The 19949-nt window shown below is 48.1% G+C and carries 23 protein-coding genes; 1 reads left to right on the top strand and 22 read right to left on the bottom strand.

Annotated features, from left to right (window positions below; translation table 11 throughout):
* Positions 1-10: 10 nt before the first annotated feature.
* The 12 genes from PAEVO_RS11905 to PAEVO_RS11955 form a co-directional block, all read right to left on the bottom strand.
* Positions 11-1471 (bottom strand): chitinase, encoded by a 1461-nt coding sequence (locus tag PAEVO_RS11905; RefSeq protein WP_100537736.1) that lies wholly within the window; start codon positions 1469-1471, stop codon positions 11-13.
* A 606-nt stretch (positions 1472-2077) separates the two neighbouring features.
* Positions 2078-2671 carry a YdcF family protein gene (locus tag PAEVO_RS11910; RefSeq protein ID WP_243390746.1) on the bottom strand — a complete coding sequence of 198 codons (594 nt, stop codon included), beginning with the start codon at positions 2669-2671 and terminating at the stop codon, positions 2078-2080.
* A 160-nt stretch (positions 2672-2831) separates the two neighbouring features.
* On the bottom strand, positions 2832-3374 hold the full coding sequence (locus tag PAEVO_RS11915) for a GNAT family N-acetyltransferase (RefSeq protein ID WP_100537737.1): 543 nt from the start codon (positions 3372-3374) through the stop codon (positions 2832-2834).
* A 154-nt stretch (positions 3375-3528) separates the two neighbouring features.
* On the bottom strand, positions 3529-4035 hold the full coding sequence (locus tag PAEVO_RS11920) for a DUF6886 family protein (RefSeq protein WP_100537738.1): 507 nt from the start codon (positions 4033-4035) through the stop codon (positions 3529-3531).
* Between the two features lie 73 nt (positions 4036-4108).
* The gene (locus PAEVO_RS11925) at positions 4109-4708 is read right to left on the bottom strand and encodes a transglutaminase-like domain-containing protein (protein WP_100537739.1); all 600 of its coding nucleotides are present in this window, start codon (positions 4706-4708) and stop codon (positions 4109-4111) included.
* Positions 4709-4942: 234 nt separating this feature from the next.
* Positions 4943-5149, bottom strand: coding sequence for a DUF1963 domain-containing protein (locus PAEVO_RS34880; protein WP_100537740.1), 207 nt, complete (start codon positions 5147-5149; stop codon positions 4943-4945).
* Between the two features lie 178 nt (positions 5150-5327).
* A complete protein-coding gene (gene comI, locus PAEVO_RS34315) occupies positions 5328-5423 on the bottom strand; it encodes a competence inhibitor ComI (protein WP_224753282.1) in 96 nt (31 codons plus the stop codon).
* 506 nt (positions 5424-5929) lie between these two features.
* Positions 5930-6694 carry an SDR family NAD(P)-dependent oxidoreductase gene (locus tag PAEVO_RS11935; protein ID WP_100537741.1) on the bottom strand — a complete coding sequence of 255 codons (765 nt, stop codon included), beginning with the start codon at positions 6692-6694 and terminating at the stop codon, positions 5930-5932.
* A gap of 173 nt (positions 6695-6867) precedes the next feature.
* Positions 6868-7686, bottom strand: a complete 819-nt coding sequence (locus PAEVO_RS11940; protein ID WP_100537742.1) for an SPL family radical SAM protein — start codon at positions 7684-7686, stop codon at positions 6868-6870.
* A 90-nt stretch (positions 7687-7776) separates the two neighbouring features.
* Positions 7777-8490, bottom strand: a complete 714-nt coding sequence (locus tag PAEVO_RS11945) for a 2OG-Fe(II) oxygenase (RefSeq protein WP_100537743.1) — start codon at positions 8488-8490, stop codon at positions 7777-7779.
* Positions 8483-9031 carry a methylated-DNA--[protein]-cysteine S-methyltransferase gene (locus PAEVO_RS11950; protein ID WP_100537744.1) on the bottom strand — a complete coding sequence of 183 codons (549 nt, stop codon included), beginning with the start codon at positions 9029-9031 and terminating at the stop codon, positions 8483-8485. Before PAEVO_RS11950 ends, PAEVO_RS11945 begins: the two co-directional genes overlap by 8 nt.
* Positions 9018-9614, bottom strand: coding sequence for a bifunctional transcriptional activator/DNA repair enzyme AdaA (locus PAEVO_RS11955; RefSeq protein ID WP_100537745.1), 597 nt, complete (start codon positions 9612-9614; stop codon positions 9018-9020). The genes PAEVO_RS11950 and PAEVO_RS11955 overlap by 14 nt, the downstream gene beginning before the upstream one ends.
* 141 nt (positions 9615-9755) lie before the next feature.
* On the opposite strand from PAEVO_RS11955, the gene PAEVO_RS11960 reads away from it, so the two are divergent.
* The gene (locus PAEVO_RS11960) at positions 9756-10742 is read left to right on the top strand and encodes a DNA-3-methyladenine glycosylase family protein (protein WP_243390747.1); all 987 of its coding nucleotides are present in this window, start codon (positions 9756-9758) and stop codon (positions 10740-10742) included.
* A 95-nt stretch (positions 10743-10837) separates the two neighbouring features.
* Here the strand turns inward: PAEVO_RS11960 and PAEVO_RS11965 are convergent, their stop codons facing one another.
* The 10 genes from PAEVO_RS11965 to PAEVO_RS34630 all read right to left on the bottom strand — a co-directional run bounded on the left by PAEVO_RS11965 (position 10838) and on the right by PAEVO_RS34630 (position 19834).
* Positions 10838-11311, bottom strand: a complete 474-nt coding sequence (locus PAEVO_RS11965; RefSeq protein WP_100537746.1) for a DUF3574 domain-containing protein — start codon at positions 11309-11311, stop codon at positions 10838-10840.
* A 226-nt stretch (positions 11312-11537) separates the two neighbouring features.
* Complete coding sequence (locus PAEVO_RS11970; RefSeq protein WP_100537747.1) at positions 11538-12584, bottom strand: ATP synthase beta subunit C-terminal domain-containing protein; 1047 nt, start codon at positions 12582-12584, stop codon at positions 11538-11540.
* 73 nt (positions 12585-12657) lie between these two features.
* The gene (locus tag PAEVO_RS11975; protein WP_347708110.1) at positions 12658-13512 is read right to left on the bottom strand and encodes an acetamidase/formamidase family protein; all 855 of its coding nucleotides are present in this window, start codon (positions 13510-13512) and stop codon (positions 12658-12660) included.
* A gap of 391 nt (positions 13513-13903) precedes the next feature.
* Positions 13904-14986 carry a glycoside hydrolase family 172 protein gene (locus PAEVO_RS11980; RefSeq protein WP_100537748.1) on the bottom strand — a complete coding sequence of 361 codons (1083 nt, stop codon included), beginning with the start codon at positions 14984-14986 and terminating at the stop codon, positions 13904-13906.
* Positions 14987-15085: 99 nt separating this feature from the next.
* On the bottom strand, positions 15086-16762 hold the full coding sequence (locus PAEVO_RS11985; protein ID WP_100537749.1) for a ribulokinase: 1677 nt from the start codon (positions 16760-16762) through the stop codon (positions 15086-15088).
* Position 16763: 1 nt separating this feature from the next.
* Complete coding sequence (locus PAEVO_RS34625; RefSeq protein ID WP_279300448.1) at positions 16764-16898, bottom strand: hypothetical protein; 135 nt, start codon at positions 16896-16898, stop codon at positions 16764-16766.
* Positions 16899-16934: 36 nt separating this feature from the next.
* Entirely contained in the window at positions 16935-17942 is a 1008-nt protein-coding gene (locus tag PAEVO_RS11990; RefSeq protein ID WP_100537750.1) for a LacI family DNA-binding transcriptional regulator, read from the bottom strand.
* Between the two features lie 319 nt (positions 17943-18261).
* Positions 18262-19110: an aminoglycoside phosphotransferase family protein gene (locus tag PAEVO_RS11995; RefSeq protein ID WP_243390748.1), complete on the bottom strand. Its 849-nt coding sequence runs from the start codon at positions 19108-19110 to the stop codon at positions 18262-18264.
* A gap of 1 nt (position 19111) precedes the next feature.
* Positions 19112-19489 carry a hypothetical protein gene (locus PAEVO_RS12000; RefSeq protein ID WP_243390749.1) on the bottom strand — a complete coding sequence of 126 codons (378 nt, stop codon included), beginning with the start codon at positions 19487-19489 and terminating at the stop codon, positions 19112-19114.
* A 222-nt stretch (positions 19490-19711) separates the two neighbouring features.
* Entirely contained in the window at positions 19712-19834 is a 123-nt protein-coding gene (locus tag PAEVO_RS34630) for a hypothetical protein (protein WP_279300449.1), read from the bottom strand.
* Positions 19835-19949 lie beyond the last annotated feature (115 nt).

Consider the following 19949-nt stretch of genomic DNA (forward strand, 5'->3'; position numbering starts at 1 on the left):
ATCATTCATGTTAAGGCAGCGTGTTCAAGAATGGTCTCACCGTTTTGGCAAGCGTGTAATTCGTGGTCGCATCCCAGTTAATGGACCAAGTCATCGCTCCCTGGATATCAGGGTATTTAGCAACGGGTTTATAACTTCCACAGCTGTTTCCAGTTGCTAGACAATTTAGCGCATTATTTACGACCGTTGGAGAGACATATCCGCCTCCAGCTGCTGAAGAGGTAGCAGGTACTCCCAATCCCAATTGGGAAGGTGACACCCATTGCAGTGTTAAGTCCGAAAGAGCCGTCAGGAAATCAACCGTTCCTTGGGAATAGCATTTACCGTCACGACCTAGCATGCATCCAGAATTATAGTATTGGACGTTAATTACCGTTGTAATATCCTTCAGATTGGTATAAAGCTGCATATAGGAGGTGTTTGGATTCTGCATGTCTATCGTTTGGGGTGCCATCGTCAGAACAAAATCATTTCCCACTTTTTGCTTCAATTGGCGGATTGCATTGGTTAAATTAGGTACATTCATGCCATGCTCCAGATCAATGTCTATCCCATCAAGACCAAATTGAGTGATGATTCCGTACATGCTGTTCACAAAGTTCGCTACATTCGGGGAAGGATTATTCAAATTAATGTTTCCCATTTCCCCTCCAATGGATATAATGACCTTCTTGCCTTGAGCGCGTTTTGCCTGAATATCCGCGATCAGTTCGGCATTGGTGTACCCGCCAAGCGCTGCGGATAGCGCAGAATCCACAGTGAAAGTGACACCACCAGGGTTAACAGGGTCCATCTCGGCAAACGCTAACACAATGATGTCGTACTGATCCGGTATATCTCTCACTTTCAACTTGCTCGCACCATTGACAAAGTTCTGCCAGTACCCTGTCAATATATGCCTCGTCGGCTGGGGACCTCCTGTTCCTTCTGAAGTGGTTGCATTCACGGTTGCACTGGCAGGAGAAAGATTCCCGGCAGCATCCTTAGCAATGACCTTAAAAGAATAGGTCGTGTTCGGTGAAAGGCCCGTTATTATCGCTGTCGTACCGGTAACCGAAATGGCAAGGGATGTGCCTTGGTATACATCATACCCTGTCACGCCTACATTGTCCGTAGAGGCTTGCCAGGATATAGTAACACTTGAAGAGGTGACTGCGCTTACAGTTACATTCGTAGGAGTTGTCGGAGCTACAGTATCACCACCTCCACCGCCTTGAACAAACTGCCACAATGCAGGAACATTAGGCGGTTCCCATCCGGGTAATGAGGTATGAGCTTGAATTGCTTTATACGTTTTTCCATCGTACGTCACGTTGTCGTTTACGGCATAAGATACATTGGGTGCCCAAGCGCCTCGTTCTGCTGCAGACGCCTCAAGGGGAAAAAAGTTCAACACCATAGACACGACGACCAATAAAGGCAACATCATCATTCTCGATTTGTCCAGCACTCTGGATAAACCCTTTTTCATCCATTAATCCCTCCTCAAAATAAGTGATAGTTAGCCTTAGCCTTTGTTGCGAAGACGACATCACCTCCTTTATAAATCACAATGATCTTGCTAAATTCTCTAAAACTAGGTCGATACAACTTATTTACTCCATTTTGATTCATTTACATATTTCGTAAGTTGATTTATATGTAAAAAATTTACTTTATATGTTAATTTTTATCCATAGCTCTAACGGATCAATTTGTGTATGTAAGAAGATTTTCAAACAAGATACGCCCGGGCCTAGGCAACACAAAAACAACCGTCCTCCTTGAAATGTGTTCAGGAAAACGGCTCCTTCTATCATTGTATGCAATGGTGATAAAAACCCAACTCATCGTGAGGCAGCACTACGTATGCGGATTATGCTTTCGATCCCTGTTCCCCCCAGATTTCTTATTGTACTTCTCCAAGGTTGAAATCCGGGGGCAAAGGGGACCGCTCCGCTTCTCCAGCATGATTCCGCCTTCTCCGTTGGAGTCTGGAAGACCCTCAAATGCGAATTATCGAACATGCGTTAATATATCAGGTTTGAACCCTAATCACAGTTAAGACTGGATATAATCGGCGAAATCTTGATTATTTTCAAATTTCAACATCCGCATCAACAAAATATCGGCCCTTTACCCCGCCAATCACTTTATTAAGCTCACTCAGCACCCGTTTCTCTTCAACAGGATCGGTCCACCAATTGTCACGTCTCCCTAGAGAACGATGGTCCGGACACCATACATACTCATACCAAGGGGGCATAAAGGTCCTGAGCATCAGTTGGCATCGGCGCATATGACCAGGTGCACTGACGAGCAAGAGTCGGTGGATTCGTTGTAACCCCAATGCCCGGTCAAGAACGGTTAGGGAGGCCATAATGTTTTCCTTCGTATGGTTGGACATCGTTTCAATAAAAATGGATTCTGCCGGAATACCCATTTTTATCGCTTCATCCCGCATCATAACCGCCTCAGGCTGCTCCCACTCGCCAAATCGGTCTCCACCTGTGAATAATAGATAGGGGGCGCGCCCGCTTTTGTATAATTCAACCGCTCTCCATACCCGGTCCAGATTTTTTCCGCCAAACACAAAGATACAATCTCCGGTCTGCGTACCATCATCAATCTCCGTTTCCGCTCCGAACACCACCTTCGTGATCTGTTCTCTCGTTAATGTCTCTGGATTCATCTGTGAGATCAGCAGTATGATCGCCTCCCGTTTATCATGTTCATCCAAACGCAACCCAGGCCTGGTCGATTTCCATATCGATAAAATTACACAAGCATTGCAGCGTCTGGAGCCCTCCATGTTCCATAAACTCGGACTGAACGGAACTCTATACTTTAGACTAATTTACTGATTTAACACGCTTTGCCATAATAATATCCGGTTTTCCTATTCCATTCGCATCTGGTATAACGCCGACGATTGCAAATCCTAACTTTCTATAAAAATTCGCTGGGTGATCTAGACTTTCAAAATTGGATAGATGAGCCGGAATATCATCATACAAATTCACGTTTGCTAAACTGGTTTGATTATACTCATCATCCGTACCCAATATGATGGTTATACCTCCGCGTTGGTAGACCTGATGTTCAAAGTCGATCACTAATGACTTTCCTAAGCCTCGCATTCTACTATCTTTTCTAATAACTAACGGATGCAGTTCCCACACATTACCGTCATACTGACTTCTCCCGCCAATCCACCCTATAACTTCATCATCCCCATTAACTAATACTCTACTAATAGAATCATTGCTAAAAGATTCAAAAACTTCACGTTTGGCAGAATCTATTGTGGGCCATGCTTCAAAACTCTCATGCAGTAGCCTAGCTGTTTGATTTATCTTTTCAGTATCCTTTTCTAACAAATCCATTATGAACATGTATGTACTCCCACCACTCTTTAGATTCTATAACTTCATCTCATTCCCTTAAATTTTTCAAAAAAAGACGGCTCACACGATCGTCGCATACCTGAACTTCTATCCTTGTTCACTTTAAGTTTTGACGAATGCAGTAGGTGAATCCTCCCTACAATTACTTGGCATTATTAAATCTATGTATTCCAAATTCCTTAAAATCTGAAGAAACTATTGATTCCCTAAGAGGACGTAAATTGGGTGTAACCCTTAATTCAATTCCCTTACTTAGAAGTCTCTCAACCAGTCTATCAACTTTCTCTATACCCACTGGCTTTACGGTTTGATAGGAAATATAATATCCTGCAGTCTTATCAAAAATTTCAAACCCCTCGTTTTCAAATTGGTACTTATATAATGTTTGTTCAACGATTCTTGCATACCAATCACTTTCTACAGTTACAATGATGTCAGCAAACGTGTTATTAAAAAATAATTCTTTGTTTTTCTCACTGATATCCTCTGTTCTTCTACATACGATTCGCGGACAATCCCTCGGGAAGTAATATGAGAATTCATGTTCCTCATCGATTGCCCAAACCACTGCCGGAAAATCTGATCGGTTCTGTTTTTCTCTAGGGATGAAGACTTCAATATCAGCCTCTTCGCTAAAATGAAAAAGCATTCATGCACCTCATTTTTTCTATGTATTTCAGTAATTTCGTATTCAATTACCGCCTTTTCCTTGCTGCCCTCGTTCACTCACTCAGGTCTTCTGGTAATCCGCCTAGGTACATCTCCATACCATTTGAATAGGCTTCTAATGTTTGAATAATGATGGGATGGGGCTGATCGTAATTAATCTCATAATCCTTCTCGCCATATTCTTCCCTAATGGGAAATGCTAATCTCTCCTTATCTATTGAAAACTGTGCATTTACGCCTTCCTTATTTCCTCTTCCGTCTAACCGTATCCACCTGTCATATTCCTTCAAATACACTGTATTCAATGCATGTATGCAGTACCCATCCTCGGGTTTATCGAATAGGGTTAACCTTTGATAACAAATGCCTGAAGGTATACCCATTCCACGTAGTATTCCTGCTAACAAATGAGATTTGGCATAGCATATTCCATGTCTTTTGTTCAATACTTCAGAGGCCTTTCTTGTTACTTCATCATTTTTAATATCAAAAGAATGATCAATCTGGTCGCGCACAAATTCAAATGCGGCTTTTATTTTTTCTATTTCAGTTTCTTCTGTAAAAGATAAGATCACATCTTGTATCTGAGCATCAAAATAATCAATATACTCAGATGCCTGTAGATAGGCTTCCAATGATGATACCTGCTTCATTGTTTCTCCTCCTAGTTGTTAAATCTGCAATTTCAGCTAACGTTCTTGTATATACAAACCCCAGAGCTAAAGGAGCACCGCGACTGGGTTCGACGGACTTAGCCTAGACCAAGATTGCTGCATCGCCCCGATGGGTCAATGCGGTGTTGTATGACGTACACAACATCTCAGAGATTCATAAACCAACTAAGTACCCACTCGACTTGTCATAATGTGGTCAAAATTCAGATTTATTTAATCCTCTTTCTCAATAAAGAAATATAAAAGACCCGATAAATCCCACTCCATCCCAATATCGCGATCAGAATCAAATTGGAATAATAGCGTTTCGTTTAATGGATAACTACCAAATTGTAAAGTATCGATGTGTCCAAGAAATCTATATCCTATCCCTCGACTATGTTTATCTAAAAATTTTGGTCTGAATATAGACCAGTACAATTCGAGGGCTTATCCTTTAACCCATTTCCTGTTCACTTCTTTTTCCAATTGTGTTATCATAATTTATAAAGAAGCCGAGTGCGGGAACACTCGGCTGAACAATTGGCTTGGATGGTTTATTCCCTTCTAAGCGATCAGAATAAAGACCCACCTTCGGCGCTAACCTTGGGGTGGGTTTTTACTTTCTCTTGTTGTTCGAATTGATGTATGTTAAAAGTGCAAGGATAAACGATCCAAACAGAAACATGACCGTCAACGCATCTTTAACTTCCATGGCTTCACCTCCTTTCGAAGGGAAACCATGCCCACCCAAGATTCAATTGTCTTTCCTTATTGTACCATCATCTACCAACAAGATGAAGAACGATTGTTCGGTATTTTTAATCAATCTTGAATCCGTTGATTTCATCTACCTTTGTAAGTTTTCACGAACCCGATAGGCTTAAAGGAGCGAGTGCGACTGCGTGGCTTTGCCACTTAGCCTTGCAGGGTTATCGGCCTGGAACTGAACTCACATCTTCGAATGCTTCGGGAAGATCAAAGCTTCTATTGATCGTACTCCAAAAGGTTTGAGTCTCAAAATAAATTCGGGGTATCTTATCTATATAATTGCACTTATTATGCATATCAAACCGATTCATGAAATTGGGCTCATACCATAATTTCACGCGCTCATAGATTTTAATGATTCAAAAATCCACGAACTTCGCAAATCCCCCACCGCAATGAGAATCTACGAAGCTCATGAACACGGCTGAGCTCACTCCATTTACCGAACCTCTATATCCCTACCATCACATTCCCGCCACACACAGGAATATACGCCCCGGTAATAAACGACGACAAGTCCGAAGCCAGGAATGCCACGGCATTGGCAATCTCCTGGTCCGTTCCGCGGCGTTTCAGTGGAACGGAGGCTTCGTAGGAGGCGCTATGCTCGGTACCGTTCTCCCGATCGCGGTCACTGATCGTCCAGCCCGGCGCGACCTGGTTGACGGTGATACCGTGCTCGCCGATCTCTTTGGCGAGCACGCGGTAGACACCGTCCATGCCGCGCTTGCCTGCTACGTAGGCGGATTGGCTCGGGAAATTCTGGATCGAACACTCGGTGTTGATCCCGATGAAGCGGCCGCTTTGACGCTCGATCATAGCGGGAACGAAGGCTTTCGCCAGATAGACGCTTTGCATAACGCAGGATTGGAACTGACTCTCGTAATCCTCCGGCGCTTGCTCCAATACAGAAGTCCATTGATAGGATTCGACGGCATTGGCAACAATGATATGCGGGAGCGCACCGAAGTGTGCAAGCACCGCATCCCGCATGGCATTCACGGAAGCTTGATCCGTCACATCGGCTTGCACCGGGAAAGCCCGTCTTCCCATCGACTCTACTTCTCGCTGAAGCTCTTCGGCCTTGGCTTGGCTTCCCCGATAGTGGATAACCACATCCGCGCCGCATTCCGCTAGAGTTCTGACCATGACGCGGCCTAATTGGCCCGCGGCTCCCGTAATTAACGCAATTTTATCCGTCAAATCCATCTTCATTGTTCATTCGCTCCTTTACGTATGACTGGTTATTTTCGCCTATCATACCATAATCCTCTACCAGCAGACATGGCAAAAAAGACCGGAAACGTTCTCCCGGTCCTCGCCTAAACCTATCAAAATCTATCTAATCCATGAATCACGGATAACTACTATACTTGCCAACCTATCCCCTAAGGTTCAAAACCCTGCTGGCTCACAAACAACTGCTCCTCCGGAAACTCCCTGCTAAATCGATCGTAGACCACTTGATAAGCAGTAGGATCGTACCATTCCTGCTCCCCAAGCTCCTCGTACAGAGCCTGAACTGGAAGTCTCTTCGTACGTTTACCGCCACTGCCGTCCCCCATAAAATAATCGTCGATGCACACGCGATCAACGAGCGGCCGCAGGATCTGTGGGAAAGCCTCCGTGCTCGGAAGCACGGGTGCAATCGCTGCTTGAGTGGGAATTCCTGCGTCCCTCAGGAGCGCGAGGGTTTTCAGTCTAGCTTGGATCGGCGGGGCAGACGGCGTAAAATGCTTGCGCATCTCCTCACGGTCCGTCTCGACCGTCATACTTACCCGCACGCGATCTCCTAACTGCTGCAGCAGATCGATATCCCGCCGGACCAACGGACTGCGCGTCTGTACGAGCAGAAAATCCGGCGGCTCGCCGACCATCACCTCAAGCAACGTGCGAGTCACCATTTCCTTGGCCTCAACCGGCTGGTAAGGATCGGTGCTGGAAGACATGAAGATCGTGACGGGTCCCTTGGACTTGGCACGCTTCAGTTCTTTTTGCAATATATCAGCAGATTCGAGCTTAATGTCGACCCAGCTTCCCCATTCCTGATTGCGGAATATCGATACCGGCATTTGCCGGACATAGCAGTAAGAACAAGCGAAGGCGCAGCCCGTATACGGGTTCAATGTATGGCTGTATCCATTCAGGAATCCCGTTCCTTTATTGAGTAGGGTCTTCGGCGTTTTATAGTACACTGCATGTTTCACCTTGGACACACCTCATTTCTACACTTTCTTCTATTATACTATTTCGCTCCTCCCATCCCATAATGAATGAGTAAACACACACGCCCCCCTCTACTTCGCATCATGAAAAATAATCCCGAGGCTGTATCGGGTCCCCGACGTAATCGTGCTGACGCCATGCCGAAGCGTGGTCCGGTAATACCCCCGCGCTCCCTGAACGGGACGATGGTTGGTTGGAAAGATTAACCCCGCTCCTTGTTCCAAGGTGATTACATGTCCCCGGCTCTGTGCCCGCGGCCGCTGCTCCATGAGCAGAAACTCTCCACCCGTGTAATCGACTTCCTTCTCATTCAGCACAAATACCACTTGAAACGGGAAAAATTCATCTCCGTACAAATCCTGATGCAAGCAGTTATAGCCGCCCTCTTCATATTTCAAAATCAACGGCGTCGAACGCTCTTGCCCTTGCGCGTGACACATCTCAAGAAACGCATCCAATCTCTCCGGATACCTCTCCTCATGCCCAAGCTGCGTCAACCAGCGGTTAGCCGTTAGTGCAAGCACAGGATAAAAGCCTTCCCGAAGCTGTTGCAGCGATTCTGGAAGCGGAGCTTGATAATACTTGTACTCTCCGATTCCAAACCGGTACCTACCCATATTGATCGTGTTTCGGAACCGCTCCTCTTCCGAATATGTGTTGATAATCTCTGTACACTCTTCAGGCAGCAGCAGCTTTGGAATGACCGCATATCCCTGTTCATCCAGAGCTGCTTGTATCCCTGCCCAATCCAGCCCCGCTATGCGTTGTGACAACGATTTAGGCATACTTCATGGTCTCCCTCATCCTGGCTCGCTCGCCCTCAAGCTCCAGCAGCCGGGTCTTCATGGCAAGCCCCCCGCGATACCCCGTCAAAGCGCCGCTTTTGCCAATTACCCGATGACAAGGCACTGTTATCAGCAGCGGATTAGCCCCAATAGCCGCTCCTACAGCTCGAACCGCTGCCGGCTTTCCAATCTGGTTGGCGATGTCAGAATACGTAAAAGTCTGCCCATACGGGATCTGGCACAGTGCATTCCATACCGCCATCTGAAAAGCGGTCCCCTTGTAATCCATTGCCAACTCAAACCGATCGCGTTTCCCCTGAAAATACTCCACCATCTCGGCGGCATACGACTGCATGGCTTCATCATTCTGCACGAGTTCACAGCCAGGGAATTTCGCTTGTACCCAGTTCTCCAACTCTGTTAAAGGCTTATCCTGTGATCCAACGTAACATAAGCCCTGCTCCGTGGCCGCGATGTATACGCTCCAGTTATCATGACGCAGTTGAGTCCAGTTAATGGTAATTGCATTATTGGATTTCATGATCGTGCACCTCCGCACTCGTATTTTTCAAATACTGCCCGCGATAGCTAAGGGGGGTCATCCCGGTCTTCTTCTTAAACAACGTGATAAAATAAGCCGTGTTCTCCATGCCCACCTTATGGCCGATATCCGAAATGGCCAAGCTGGAATTCGTCAGGAGCTCCTTGGCTTTGCCGATCCGGTAATCCTGAATGTATTCCATCGGGGTCTGACCTTTGACGCGCTTAAAGATCCGGTGCAGATGGTACGGACTGCCGTGGCTCACATCGGCCAAGACATCAAGCGACAAATGATCCATGTAGTGTTTATCGATATACTCGGTGACGAGTTCAATCCATTCATGGTCCGGCAGGCGTTCTCCCGTCGGCTTGCACCTTTTGCATGGCCGGAAGCGCTCAGCTCTCGCTTCATCAGCCGATTGAAACACGCGCACATTTTCAAACTTCGGGGGTCTGGATTTGCAGGATGGCCTGCAGAAGATCCTCGTTGTCTGCACCGCATAAAAAAACTTGCCGTCACTATCCTTGTCGTTGTCGATAATGGCCTTCCACTGAGCTTCGGTCGGTTGTATTCGGTTTGCCACGTTTCCTCACCTCCGCTAACATTATAACCACAGGATATCCTTGTTGTACGCTTTTTGGAATAGAAGAGCAAGATAACAAAATTATACGCCCCCTGTTTATGGTACAACTAGTATAGATAATTCCAGGAGCGAAAGGAAACGATGAAGATGCAGGAACGAAACCAGACACATGACGACAAGCGATATCTTATCGAGAATCAACTCCCCCAGGACAGTTGGGAAGACCATGCCCATACAGTAAGGCTTTTTGTACCGAAGGAGTTCAGTTTTACGGAGAACCTCAATTATTTGCAAAGATCGCCGAACGAATGTCTTTATCATATCCGGAATGACAGAATCTACCGGGCTATCCCACTCGATGGTGACATCGCTGTAATTGAAGTCAGTGCGGAGCCTCAAAAGCAAGCAATCCTTGTTCGGTTCTTGGGGAATACCGCCCCATCCGATCCCTGCAAGCGGGCTGAAGTTGCGGGTTATGTCCGAGACTGGTTCGATCTGAATACCGATCTCGTACCGTTTTATACGATGGCGGAGACAGATCCATTGCTCAGTCAAGCCGTTCAATCCTTCTATGGGCTTCGCAACATGGGCATTCCCGATTTGTTCGAGGCTTTGTGCTGGGGCATTCTGGGGCAGCAAATTAACCTGGCCTATGCCTATACGTTAAAAAGACGTTTCGTTGAAGCCTTCGGCCGCCGCGTGGAGTGTGAAGGAGAGGTATACTGGATCTTCCCAAGTCCTGAGGACATAGCACCGCTGCTTGTTGAAGACCTGGACGGGCTTCGGATGACCGTGAAAAAAGGCGAGTATCTTATTGGAGTTGCTCAGCTTATGGTAGAAGGAAAATTGACGAAGGAGCAACTGCTTGAAGCAGGCAGCTTGAAACAAGCGGAGAAACAATTGGTCAGCATCCGCGGGATCGGACCGTGGACGGCCAACTATGTGCTGATGCGCTGTTTGCGAATGCCGGCGGCTTTTCCCATCGATGATGTGGGTCTGCACAATGCCATCAAACATCTGCTGGGCTTGGAGGTCAAACCGACGAAGAAGGAAATACTGGAGTTGTCGGCTGCATGGGCGAACTGGGAATCCTACGCCACCTTTTATCTGTGGAGGTTTCTCTATTAAAGCCGAAACAAAAAATAAAGAGGACGTCTCCCCTTCTGCCATGACAGACAGCAGGGAGACGTCCTCTATTAGCACATCGCTGATTCGAGAATCAACTACTTGATGAAATACAGTTTGCCGTCAACCTCGAGTGAGATGGCGGATTGCGACAAATCGTCCTTAAGCTTCTTCGCATAGTCCACCACTTGATTAAGCGAGTCCTTGTCAAGCTTCTCGGCAAACGCGTACACGATCGTTACTTTTTCCTTGATGAGGGTTTTGTTGTTGTCTACCCAAGCTCCTTCACCCGGAATCGCCGTTGCCCCGCCAAACCAGCCGGACAGCTTCGTCAGCGTTTGGTCGACAAACTTCTGATGAGCTGCGTCCGTAATTGGAATGTCCCCCTTCACCGTTGAAGGCACGTAAATCTTAACGACATGATCCAAGTGGAACTGATCGTTCAGAGCACTCTGTGTAATGGCGGTTGCCGTCGGATTGCCCTCTGCGCTGAAAGACTGCTGAACCGGTACTACGATAAGTGTTAACAATAATGCCGCTGCAAATGCGATAAGCCAACCTTTTCTCTTCATGTCCATTTCTCCTTTATGTATGGTCTCGTGTCCCGTACAAGGATGGCATTACTGTTGTCCAGTGCAATCCTTCCTGCCATCCGCACGATTCAGACTAGCACATATTATATACTGGCCTTTTCTTATCAGCTATGGGACATACGGATTATATTATGCGGAATCATGCAAAAAAGCCGATATTCCCGATAAACAAACTGCGGGAATTCGGCTTTTAATGGATACAGTACTATTTTATCGTCCCGATCCAGGATAAACTCTCCACTGATCGGTGATCCATGCTGCCGTTCAAAATAGCTTGAACATCATGCAGCGTATCCTGCAAATGAACCCGCTCGCCTGGTAACCCGGTATAAGCTTCGGCAACGTAAAAAGGCTGCGTAAGATAGGCCTCGAGCCGTTCTCCCCGCTCATAAACCTCCGTCTCGGATGCCGGAATGGCCTGCAATCCTCGAACTTGAACCAGTGAACGCAGCTCGCGATAACGGCGCAGCAGCTTCTGAGCCCGCTGTTGGACCGATACGTGAGATTGATCCAGATGAACGCCTTCCGATACGGATGATGTGGAATATAACGGGTTCACCGCAGGGAACATATGTCTTGCCGCCAGATCGGCATCGAAATACCACAACGTCTCCAGCGGCCCGTAAGGCATATCTTCATCAACAACCGCACCTTTTAGGTCCACAAGAAAAGTCGTGACCTGCCCCATGCCCTCTTGTTGAAAACGTTCCTGAAGAGCGTAGATATGGCCGGTCAAGACGTGCTCCCGGTCCGCTGCAAACACAATGTCTTTCTCGGTATTCGCATTCGCCACTATGGAATAAGTTTCTTCTATTGAATATGCAACCTTTTCTACGTCATTCAGCATATCCTGCAGTTCGGGATGTTCCCCTTCCGGCTTTAGCAAAATCGTCATGAACCCTTCCTGCTTGAAGTGATGAAACAGCTCGCCGAGCAGCACCAGTTGGCCCATTCCGGGACGGGCGACCAGACCAACGGTACCCCCTTTTACTAAAGGGGCAAATAGATCAAGCGGTTTGATGCCGGTTTCGATCATCTCCACGCTTTCCCCGCGCAGGATCAGTTCATCCAGACTGCATTTCGCCAGAGAGGCCAATGCGGCAATGGTACGGACTTCAGCCCGACCAACGGGTATTTTTCCCGTACATAGATTGGAAACCGTGGCGGGCCGCAATCCGACGGATTTGGCTGCGCTGGTCAGGTTCGGAACCCTTTGTCGTAAAAGTGATACATTCAGCTTCAGATTGTCCAAGTGCGTACACCCTTTTTAATAAATAGATTGATGGTTCTGCTTCATCTCTTCAGAAAAGAATCATAACTTCCTTTCATCTCAACGCCCCAAAAGGTAAAAATGCGTGCACACCCTTTAGGATGTTCACGATCTGGGTTACCCGCAGATCCACTGTCAAGGTGGCGTAAGCGTACGCCTCCGTTCTTGAAATAGAGTAAAGCTCGGTCATGAGATCCAGCATCCCGCTTAATGCCATCCACATGGCTTCGTCCAGGTCCTCGTGAAACCCCATCGTAAGCCAGCCAGTACTCGTCTTGGCTCTGGGCATCGTTATGGGCATGTCTTCTCGGACATGAAAGGTTAAACTCACCTTCTCCATAGGGCATTCCAGGGCGGGACCGCTAACTTCGCCGTCACCCTGAGCCGCATGTCCATCCCCTGTTGAGAACAGCCCGCCATCCACCGGGATCGGCAGATACAAGGTGCTGCCGGCGGTTAATTCTTTGCAATCAAGATTTCCTCCATAGGGGCGAGGTACAAAAGTGGAATGCTGACCCTTTTCTTTCGGCGGCATGCCCATAATTCCCATAAACGGTTTCAGGCCGATGCTGTACATGAAATCTCCGAACTGGCTCTTGCCTGTCATTGTCCGGGCATCCAATTCAAAGTCCAGCGTCACTTCCTTGGCGTCGGCCACGCCCAGCTTCTCGTTCCAATAGCTCGGAAAACCTCCGGCAGAGGTCCATCCCCACGAACCGGGAACGACTTCGTTGATCCGGATCTCCAATGTAAGCCCGGGTGTAGCCCCTTGGATATGGACGGGACCTAATAAAGCATGCCCAAAATGCTTCTCCAGCCGTTCCGGCTTGCGCTCCGTAAACTTCGTTCTCGCCGCGCCTGGAGAAGATCGCTTCTCCAGTCCCCAACCCGCATCTAAGGTTTGATACATCAACGGTATCCCCTGACTGAATAAATAGGGCGGGCTCAAGCTCCTTGCTAAAAAATCCGTGAAGTGTGTGAATATCCGGATTTAGATTATGAACCTTTGACATCCGTTTCTCTCCCTTCACCCCCATGAACAGAGTGGTCATTCAATGTCTCATTATCACCCTGTTACTTTATAAGGTATTTTAAATGACTCTTAGAGTCAACAATAAATTACTCCAAAACGTAATAATAATTACTTTTAATGCATTTGGTTACTCATTCCCGGTTGGACCAAGGTGGGTCGTCGGAAAACACAAAAAACCGTCCACTGCGCAGCATCGCTGCGAGGGACGGTTCATCACCATGCTCAGTTAAATTTCCACCTTACCGGCTGGTAAGCAATAGCTCCTCCTTTAAATAACCTCCCGCTTATCATTATCCGGAAGCTCTGGGAATGGCGCATGGGGCTCGGCCTGATACCAGAACGCCGTCGATGCAATATCGCTCTGCTGCGGAAGATACCTTCCTCCGGACCTCCAGCCGAGATCCTGAATGGTCACGCGAAGATCGCTTTGAAAGCGGATCGGATCCATGACATGCCATCGATACATGCCAAAACGCTGCTGGCTTCGATACAATCCGTCCGGCTTCAGCACTTGGTGCATCCCCAAATATGGCGTCGAGTAGGTTCGATAGGTACCGATCGGCTGCTCCCAATTCCAGGCCCCGCCAAAATAATCCTCCGTTCCCGTACCGCAAAGGGTCGGATAATCCTGATCCCCGTCCATATAGAACTTGATCTCGCCTTCGCCCCACCAGCCGTTATTATTCACCTGCCACGCTAGGTAAGTCCCTACATAGTGCCCGTGTCCAGTCACCCCATCCAGAATGGTGTAAACCTCTTTATAAGGAACGGGATTCGTTCTCCGCCACTGCGCATGAAAATAAGCCTCATCATCCGGGATGTCCGTCAGCGTATAGTCAATTTGGTAGTAAAGGACTGCCTTTTCCGGCGCACGGTTCTCCATCGTCAAACGGGCATGCTTGCGGAAGGGCATCTGCCAGTAGCTGTTCATGCCGCCGGCCGGATTCACGGCAACCGGAATAGAATTGACATCGCTGCGCTCTCCCCATCCGTTACAGAACAAATCGCCGACGGGCACCTCAACCGAAGGGTCTTTCTCATCATCCCAATACATGCGGATAATCAGATTACGCCACAGCGTTGGATGACAGGTCAGCCAGATATGCTGAATCGCTCCAGGACCCTGAATGTCCCCCATCGTAAACGTTTCTCCCGGTAAGATCTCCACGGAAGGTGAGACCTTCCAGCCCATGCCCAGGTCCCTGGAAGCCGCTGCGCCCGTGCCGTCGGTGGCCATGCCGCCTTTTCCTTTTTCACCGGTAAAATTCTCCGCGCTGATGGATCTCGTCTGCGCATTGGACAGCCGGGATAAATTTCCGAGGTGCATGTTGAGCCCATTAAAGTTCATCATCTGTTATCACTCCTTTTAATATGTAAAGACAATCCGGCGATATATTTCGTTGCTGCCAGGTTTTAATCCCTCGTTCATTTAGGTGTTCATTCTTGGCTCTCATTCCGGTAATTTTCCGCTCCGTAACGCCTTCAAGCGTTTCAGCACCCCGTTTTCGCCTCTTCCCAAATAATCATGAAGTCCTTTATATTCCTTGTATAATTGATCATATACACGCACGTTGGCCTCAATCGGCTTAAAGGTCTCTTCGCGAACACGTGCCATGACTTCTGCAGCCTCCACGATGCTCCCAAAGCCTCCCTGCTCTTTACCTGCCGCGACGGCGCCGAACATAGCTGCACCAAAAGCGGCCGTTTGGACGGTATCCGCTACTTTAATTTCCTTGCCGGTAACGTCAGCATAGATTTGCATCAATAGTCGGTTTCGCTGCGGCAATCCGCCGCAAGCATAGAGCTCCTGGACTTCTACGCCGCTTTCGGTAAAGGCCTCGATGATCGCCCGCGTTCCAAAGGCGGTGGCCTCCAGCAGCGCCCGGTATATTTCAGCCGGCTTGGTCTGGAGGGTCAATCCAAGGATGACGCCGCTCAGATCGGCGTCCATCAGTACGGAACGGCTTCCATTCCACCAGTCGAGAGCCAACAGTCCGCTTTGGCCAGGCACATATTGGGCAGCTTCCTTCTCAAGCCACTCATGAATGCCAAGGCGCTCTTCGGCAGCCTTGCGCCGGACATATTCCGGTACTGCCTCATCCACATACCAGGCGAATATATCGCCAACGGCCGACTGGCCCGCCTCATAACCGTAATAACCGGGAATGATCCCGTCCTCGACGACACCGCAAATGCCTTCCCCCGCCACTTCCTTGTCGCTTAAGATCAAATGACAAGTAGAGGTTCCCATGGCGAGCACCAGTTTGCCCGGGGTTACCACACTGACGGCCGGCACCATGGCATGGGCATCGATGTTGGCTACAGCTACCGCGGTGCCCGGCAGCAGGCCGGTTAAGGCTGCCATCGATTCGGTTAATCCGCCCGCTTTCGAACCCAGTGGCTTGATCGGTCCTCTCAGCTTCGTCTCCACGAGGGACCCGAATCTCGGGTCAAGCGACTGCAGGAATTCTTTGGACGGATATCCCTCACGTTTATGCCAATTGGCTTTATAGCCTGCGGTGCAGCTGCTCCGTGCGAGCTGACCGGTCAATTGCATGACCACCCAATCGGCAGCCTCCATGAACAGTACAGCTTGCTCGTACAGCTCGGGAGCTTCATTCAGAATCTGTAAAGACTTCGCTAGCATCCACTCCGAGGACAGCTTCCCTCCATAACGTGAAAGAAATTTCTCCCCACGCCGCTTAGCGGCTTCATTGATCAGGTTCGCTTCATCCTGCGCCGCGTGGTGCTTCCACAGCTTTACCCAGCTATGCGGATTGTTCCTCCATTCCTCCAGCATGCACAGCGGAGTCCCTCCGGCATCCAGCGGCATCATCGTGCATGCCGTGAAGTCGATGCCGATCCCGATGACTTGATCTGGTGGTACGTTTGCCTCCGACAACACACGCGGGATGGATTGCCGAAGCACCTCCATGTAGTCGCCCGGATGCTGCAGCGCCCAATCCTGCTCCAGCTTCAAACCGGAGTGGACCAGCACCTCGTCCATGACTCCGTGCATGTATGGCGTCACATGGGTAGCAACTTCTTGCCCGGTCGTGATATCAACCAACAGAGCTCTGCCCGATTCCGTACCGAAATCCACGCCAATGGTGTATAACTGCTTCATGTTATTTGCCTCCTTTTGTACAAGGACCATAAGCTGCGCATGCCCGGTAATCGGCCGAGATCGGCTCCAGTCCGCCGAAGGCGGCCCAGGCGCGATTAACCGGAATATCCGTTCCTTCCTCTGGGACATGGTGCATGCATACCAGAATGCAAAACATCGATCTCAAAAATGATCAATTCAGCTGTTTCACTTCATTGATGTAAATCTTGATTTCCGGTTCAGACAACGGAGCTTCTTCGCGAATTCGACTTAGAAGAATCTCTCCGGCTTTGATCCCCATGTCATAGGGATGCTGTTCCATATAATAGAGTCCCGATTCCTTGAGTAATGGACCGGCCTCTACCTCACCGAAAGAAGCTACCGCTATGTCGGCCGGAATCTTGAGACCTCTGCTTACAATTTCAAGCAGAACGCCAAGACTCATTCGGTTGTTAAGGGATATAATTGCGGTTGGCCAACGCTCCGAACTCAGAAAATGCCGCACCGCCCGGATTCCGTCCTCTGTAGAGAAGTCACCGTTATATACCATGGGTTCCTCGTTCAGCCCGTATTCCTTCATCGCCATCCGAACACCGTCAAGCCGTTCCCTGCCCGTGCTGGATCTCGTTGGACCGTTTACCACACCAATTGCCGTATGCCCATCCTCAAGCAGCTTCCGGGTTAGGCGGGATGCGCCTTCGGTATTGTCCTCGGCTACCAGATCGAGACTCACCCCCGTTTCCGGCGAGTCCAGCTTTCGGTCTACGAGAACAATCGGCATTTTGGAATCCGCCAGCTGCTGGATCGCCGGGTCATTGCCGCCAGACGTCGCCAGTACGACGGCATCCACGCGCTTTTCCTGCATAAGCTTAAGCAATCGTCTTTCCTTGTCCGGATTCTCATCCGAGCTGCAGAATATAAGCTGAAAGCCTTCTTTGCCTACAATATCCTCAATACCTCTGGAAATGCCCATAAAATAAGGGTTGGAAATATCGGGAACGACGACTCCGATCATATAGGTCCGGTCCTGCTTCAGACTGCGGGCGATGGCGCTTGGCCGATAATTTAACTGGTTCACCGCGGCCATCACTCGCTCTTTAATCTCATCGCTTACATAATCGCTGTCGTTCAGCACTCTTGAAACGGTGGCCGTGGATACTTCTGCTGCCGCCGCTACTTGTTTAATCGTTGCTTTTGCCAAACATTGTTCACCTCAAAACGTCATGATTCCGATATGTAATCGATTACGTAAACGATTACAAACAAAGATTACAAGAATGGACATGCTGATGTCAACCCTCTTTTTTAAATCTTCGGAGAAAGATTTAATCGAGCTTTTAGCATACCTTCTACTTATCTTCTTCTTGGCGGATTGGTAGGGGATCACGCTGCTTCTTATAGACAAAAAAGCCCCCTACCATCATGTGAAATGGCTATAAGGGGCTCAGAGTACTGCTCCAAGATTCCGTATATCTATCACCTCTTATCTGAGAACCGGCTGTGTATGTTTTGGCTCAGACTTAAAGAAGCTTGAAATTTAAATACTTGTTGCTCGTAAGTATGGACCTAACCCTTGCGATCGTATCCTTTCTCATGGGTGGGTGGTCCACTCTACTGAGCAAAACCCAGCGAAGACAGGCTATGGCTTCAAACAGCTCAAGCTCATCCGCTTCGTATCGTTTCTCGGTACAAAATGCAGCACGGTAGAAGGAAGCTCGCTTCTCGCTTACATATATCCACATTAAGATAATCGACCATCCGATATCATATCTGGGATCACCCATCTGGACATTCGTCCAATCGATCACAGTCAGTTCGTTTTCATTCTCAAGAATATTGCCAAGGTGGTAATCGCCATGGATAACACATTCTTGTTTCATGCCCGCACGCTGAACAAGCTCCATCAATGGGTGTAGGATATCGGAGAACTCATCCATTCGAGGATAAAAATAGGAGGTGAAGTCATAATCCGGCAGCCCGGAGTCTTTCAGGCTATCCAGAGGAAGTTTATGTATATCCATTAAAATCTTTGCAAGTTTCAATAATTTAGGCTGATCGACCTTTTGAACGGGCGTACCGTCGTAACTGGTCAGCAATATCGGATTGCCATTCCGGTCTGACCCCCAGCCCAAAGGCTTCGACACCGCTCTTCCATGCGAGCTTAATGCATTCAATATTTGATATTGCATCTGAACGTTTGGCTTGGACTTTTTATTCCATACCTTTAATACATAGTCTGCCGTTGACGTGGCGATCTTCACCACCTCAGCTTCCAGACCGGAATCTAACGGGACGACTTGAATGGTAGTTTCATGTTCCAGCAATAACTCAAGCGTCTCGCTTTTCTCCAACCAGTTTATTTCCCGCAAATTACATTCCTCCGTCATTGTGCAACGACTCGATGGTTGTGAAAATACGCGAATAGACAGCTTTGATATTGGTCTCATTCATAACATTGTTGTATAATCCGTAACCCCAATATTGATCATCCTTGCCGTAATATCCTGTTGCGTACATATCCGTTGAAAGATCTTGAACCTCATCATAGGACAATTCTTCGATCGTGAAGGGGACATGAGATTTGCTAGACTCGATATAGAAAAAAGGAACTTCAGCCTTGTTATAAACTTCTGTATACTTGGGCTCAGAAGCTTCCACCAGATGTTCTTTCGTTATGAACACGGCGTCAAGCTCAGGAGAAAGGTCTAGCTCCTCTAGCTGCTCAAACGTAACCTCCTTAAAATCCACATGTCCCTCCTCCCTAACCTGCGGTGTTTCTCCGATCACACCAATGACGAGGCTTCTGCCCTCATAAAGGGGCATATCGTCGAATCCGGCTTAGAAACGCAGCCCATTACAATAAAACTAATAAACAACAGGACCATTGAAATTTTTTTCATATGGAGAGCTCCTTCGGTCATTTTTCCTTCTCGGCAACCCGTACATTCCTTGTATATGTTTTTCTCACTTTCAATATCCATATTCGATTCGTGGTGTACCCACACCCTCCGCCCCTATTTTTCCCGGGAACACAAGGATGGTTAACAGAGCCAGCCATGCCGAGATATTAAATATGCGCTTATCTATTCTCACCCGATCACCTCCATGGATTGATAGCTAACATCAGGGAATGCAGCCCAGTACCATCTTTTCGAATAACTCCATATTATGTGTATTTCTGAGCTTCGTAAACACTTATCTTAACCTT

The sequence above is a fragment of the Paenibacillus sp. GM2FR genome, assembly GCF_002803325.1.
GTDB lineage: Bacteria > Bacillota > Bacilli > Paenibacillales > Paenibacillaceae > Paenibacillus_AQ > Paenibacillus_AQ lautus.

Coding starts and splice junctions, on each gene's coding strand:
- PAEVO_RS11910 (WP_243390746.1), bottom strand. CDS start 2,671: ATGAATCCAGAGACATTAACGAGAGAACAGATCACGAAGGTGGTGTTC.
- PAEVO_RS11950 (WP_100537744.1), bottom strand. CDS start 9,031: ATGAAATCCAATAATGCAATTACCATTAACTGGACTCAACTGCGTCAT.
- PAEVO_RS11975 (WP_347708110.1), bottom strand. CDS start 13,512: ATGTATCAAACCTTAGATGCGGGTTGGGGACTGGAGAAGCGATCTTCT.
- PAEVO_RS11925 (WP_100537739.1), bottom strand. CDS start 4,708: ATGAAGCAGGTATCATCATTGGAAGCCTATCTACAGGCATCTGAGTAT.
- PAEVO_RS11965 (WP_100537746.1), bottom strand. CDS start 11,311: ATGAAGAGAAAAGGTTGGCTTATCGCATTTGCAGCGGCATTATTGTTA.
- PAEVO_RS11920 (WP_100537738.1), bottom strand. CDS start 4,035: ATGCTTTTTCATTTTAGCGAAGAGGCTGATATTGAAGTCTTCATCCCT.
- PAEVO_RS11905 (WP_100537736.1), bottom strand. CDS start 1,471: ATGAAAAAGGGTTTATCCAGAGTGCTGGACAAATCGAGAATGATGATG.
- PAEVO_RS11980 (WP_100537748.1), bottom strand. CDS start 14,986: ATGATGAACTTTAATGGGCTCAACATGCACCTCGGAAATTTATCCCGG.
- PAEVO_RS11945 (WP_100537743.1), bottom strand. CDS start 8,490: ATGCCTAAATCGTTGTCACAACGCATAGCGGGGCTGGATTGGGCAGGG.
- PAEVO_RS11915 (WP_100537737.1), bottom strand. CDS start 3,374: ATGTTCATAATGGATTTGTTAGAAAAGGATACTGAAAAGATAAATCAA.
- comI (WP_224753282.1), bottom strand. CDS start 5,423: ATGGAAGTTAAAGATGCGTTGACGGTCATGTTTCTGTTTGGATCGTTT.
- PAEVO_RS11935 (WP_100537741.1), bottom strand. CDS start 6,694: ATGAAGATGGATTTGACGGATAAAATTGCGTTAATTACGGGAGCCGCG.
- PAEVO_RS11960 (WP_243390747.1), top strand. CDS start 9,756: ATGAAGATGCAGGAACGAAACCAGACACATGACGACAAGCGATATCTT.
- PAEVO_RS11985 (WP_100537749.1), bottom strand. CDS start 16,762: ATGAAGCAGTTATACACCATTGGCGTGGATTTCGGTACGGAATCGGGC.
- PAEVO_RS34625 (WP_279300448.1), bottom strand. CDS start 16,898: ATGCACCATGTCCCAGAGGAAGGAACGGATATTCCGGTTAATCGCGCC.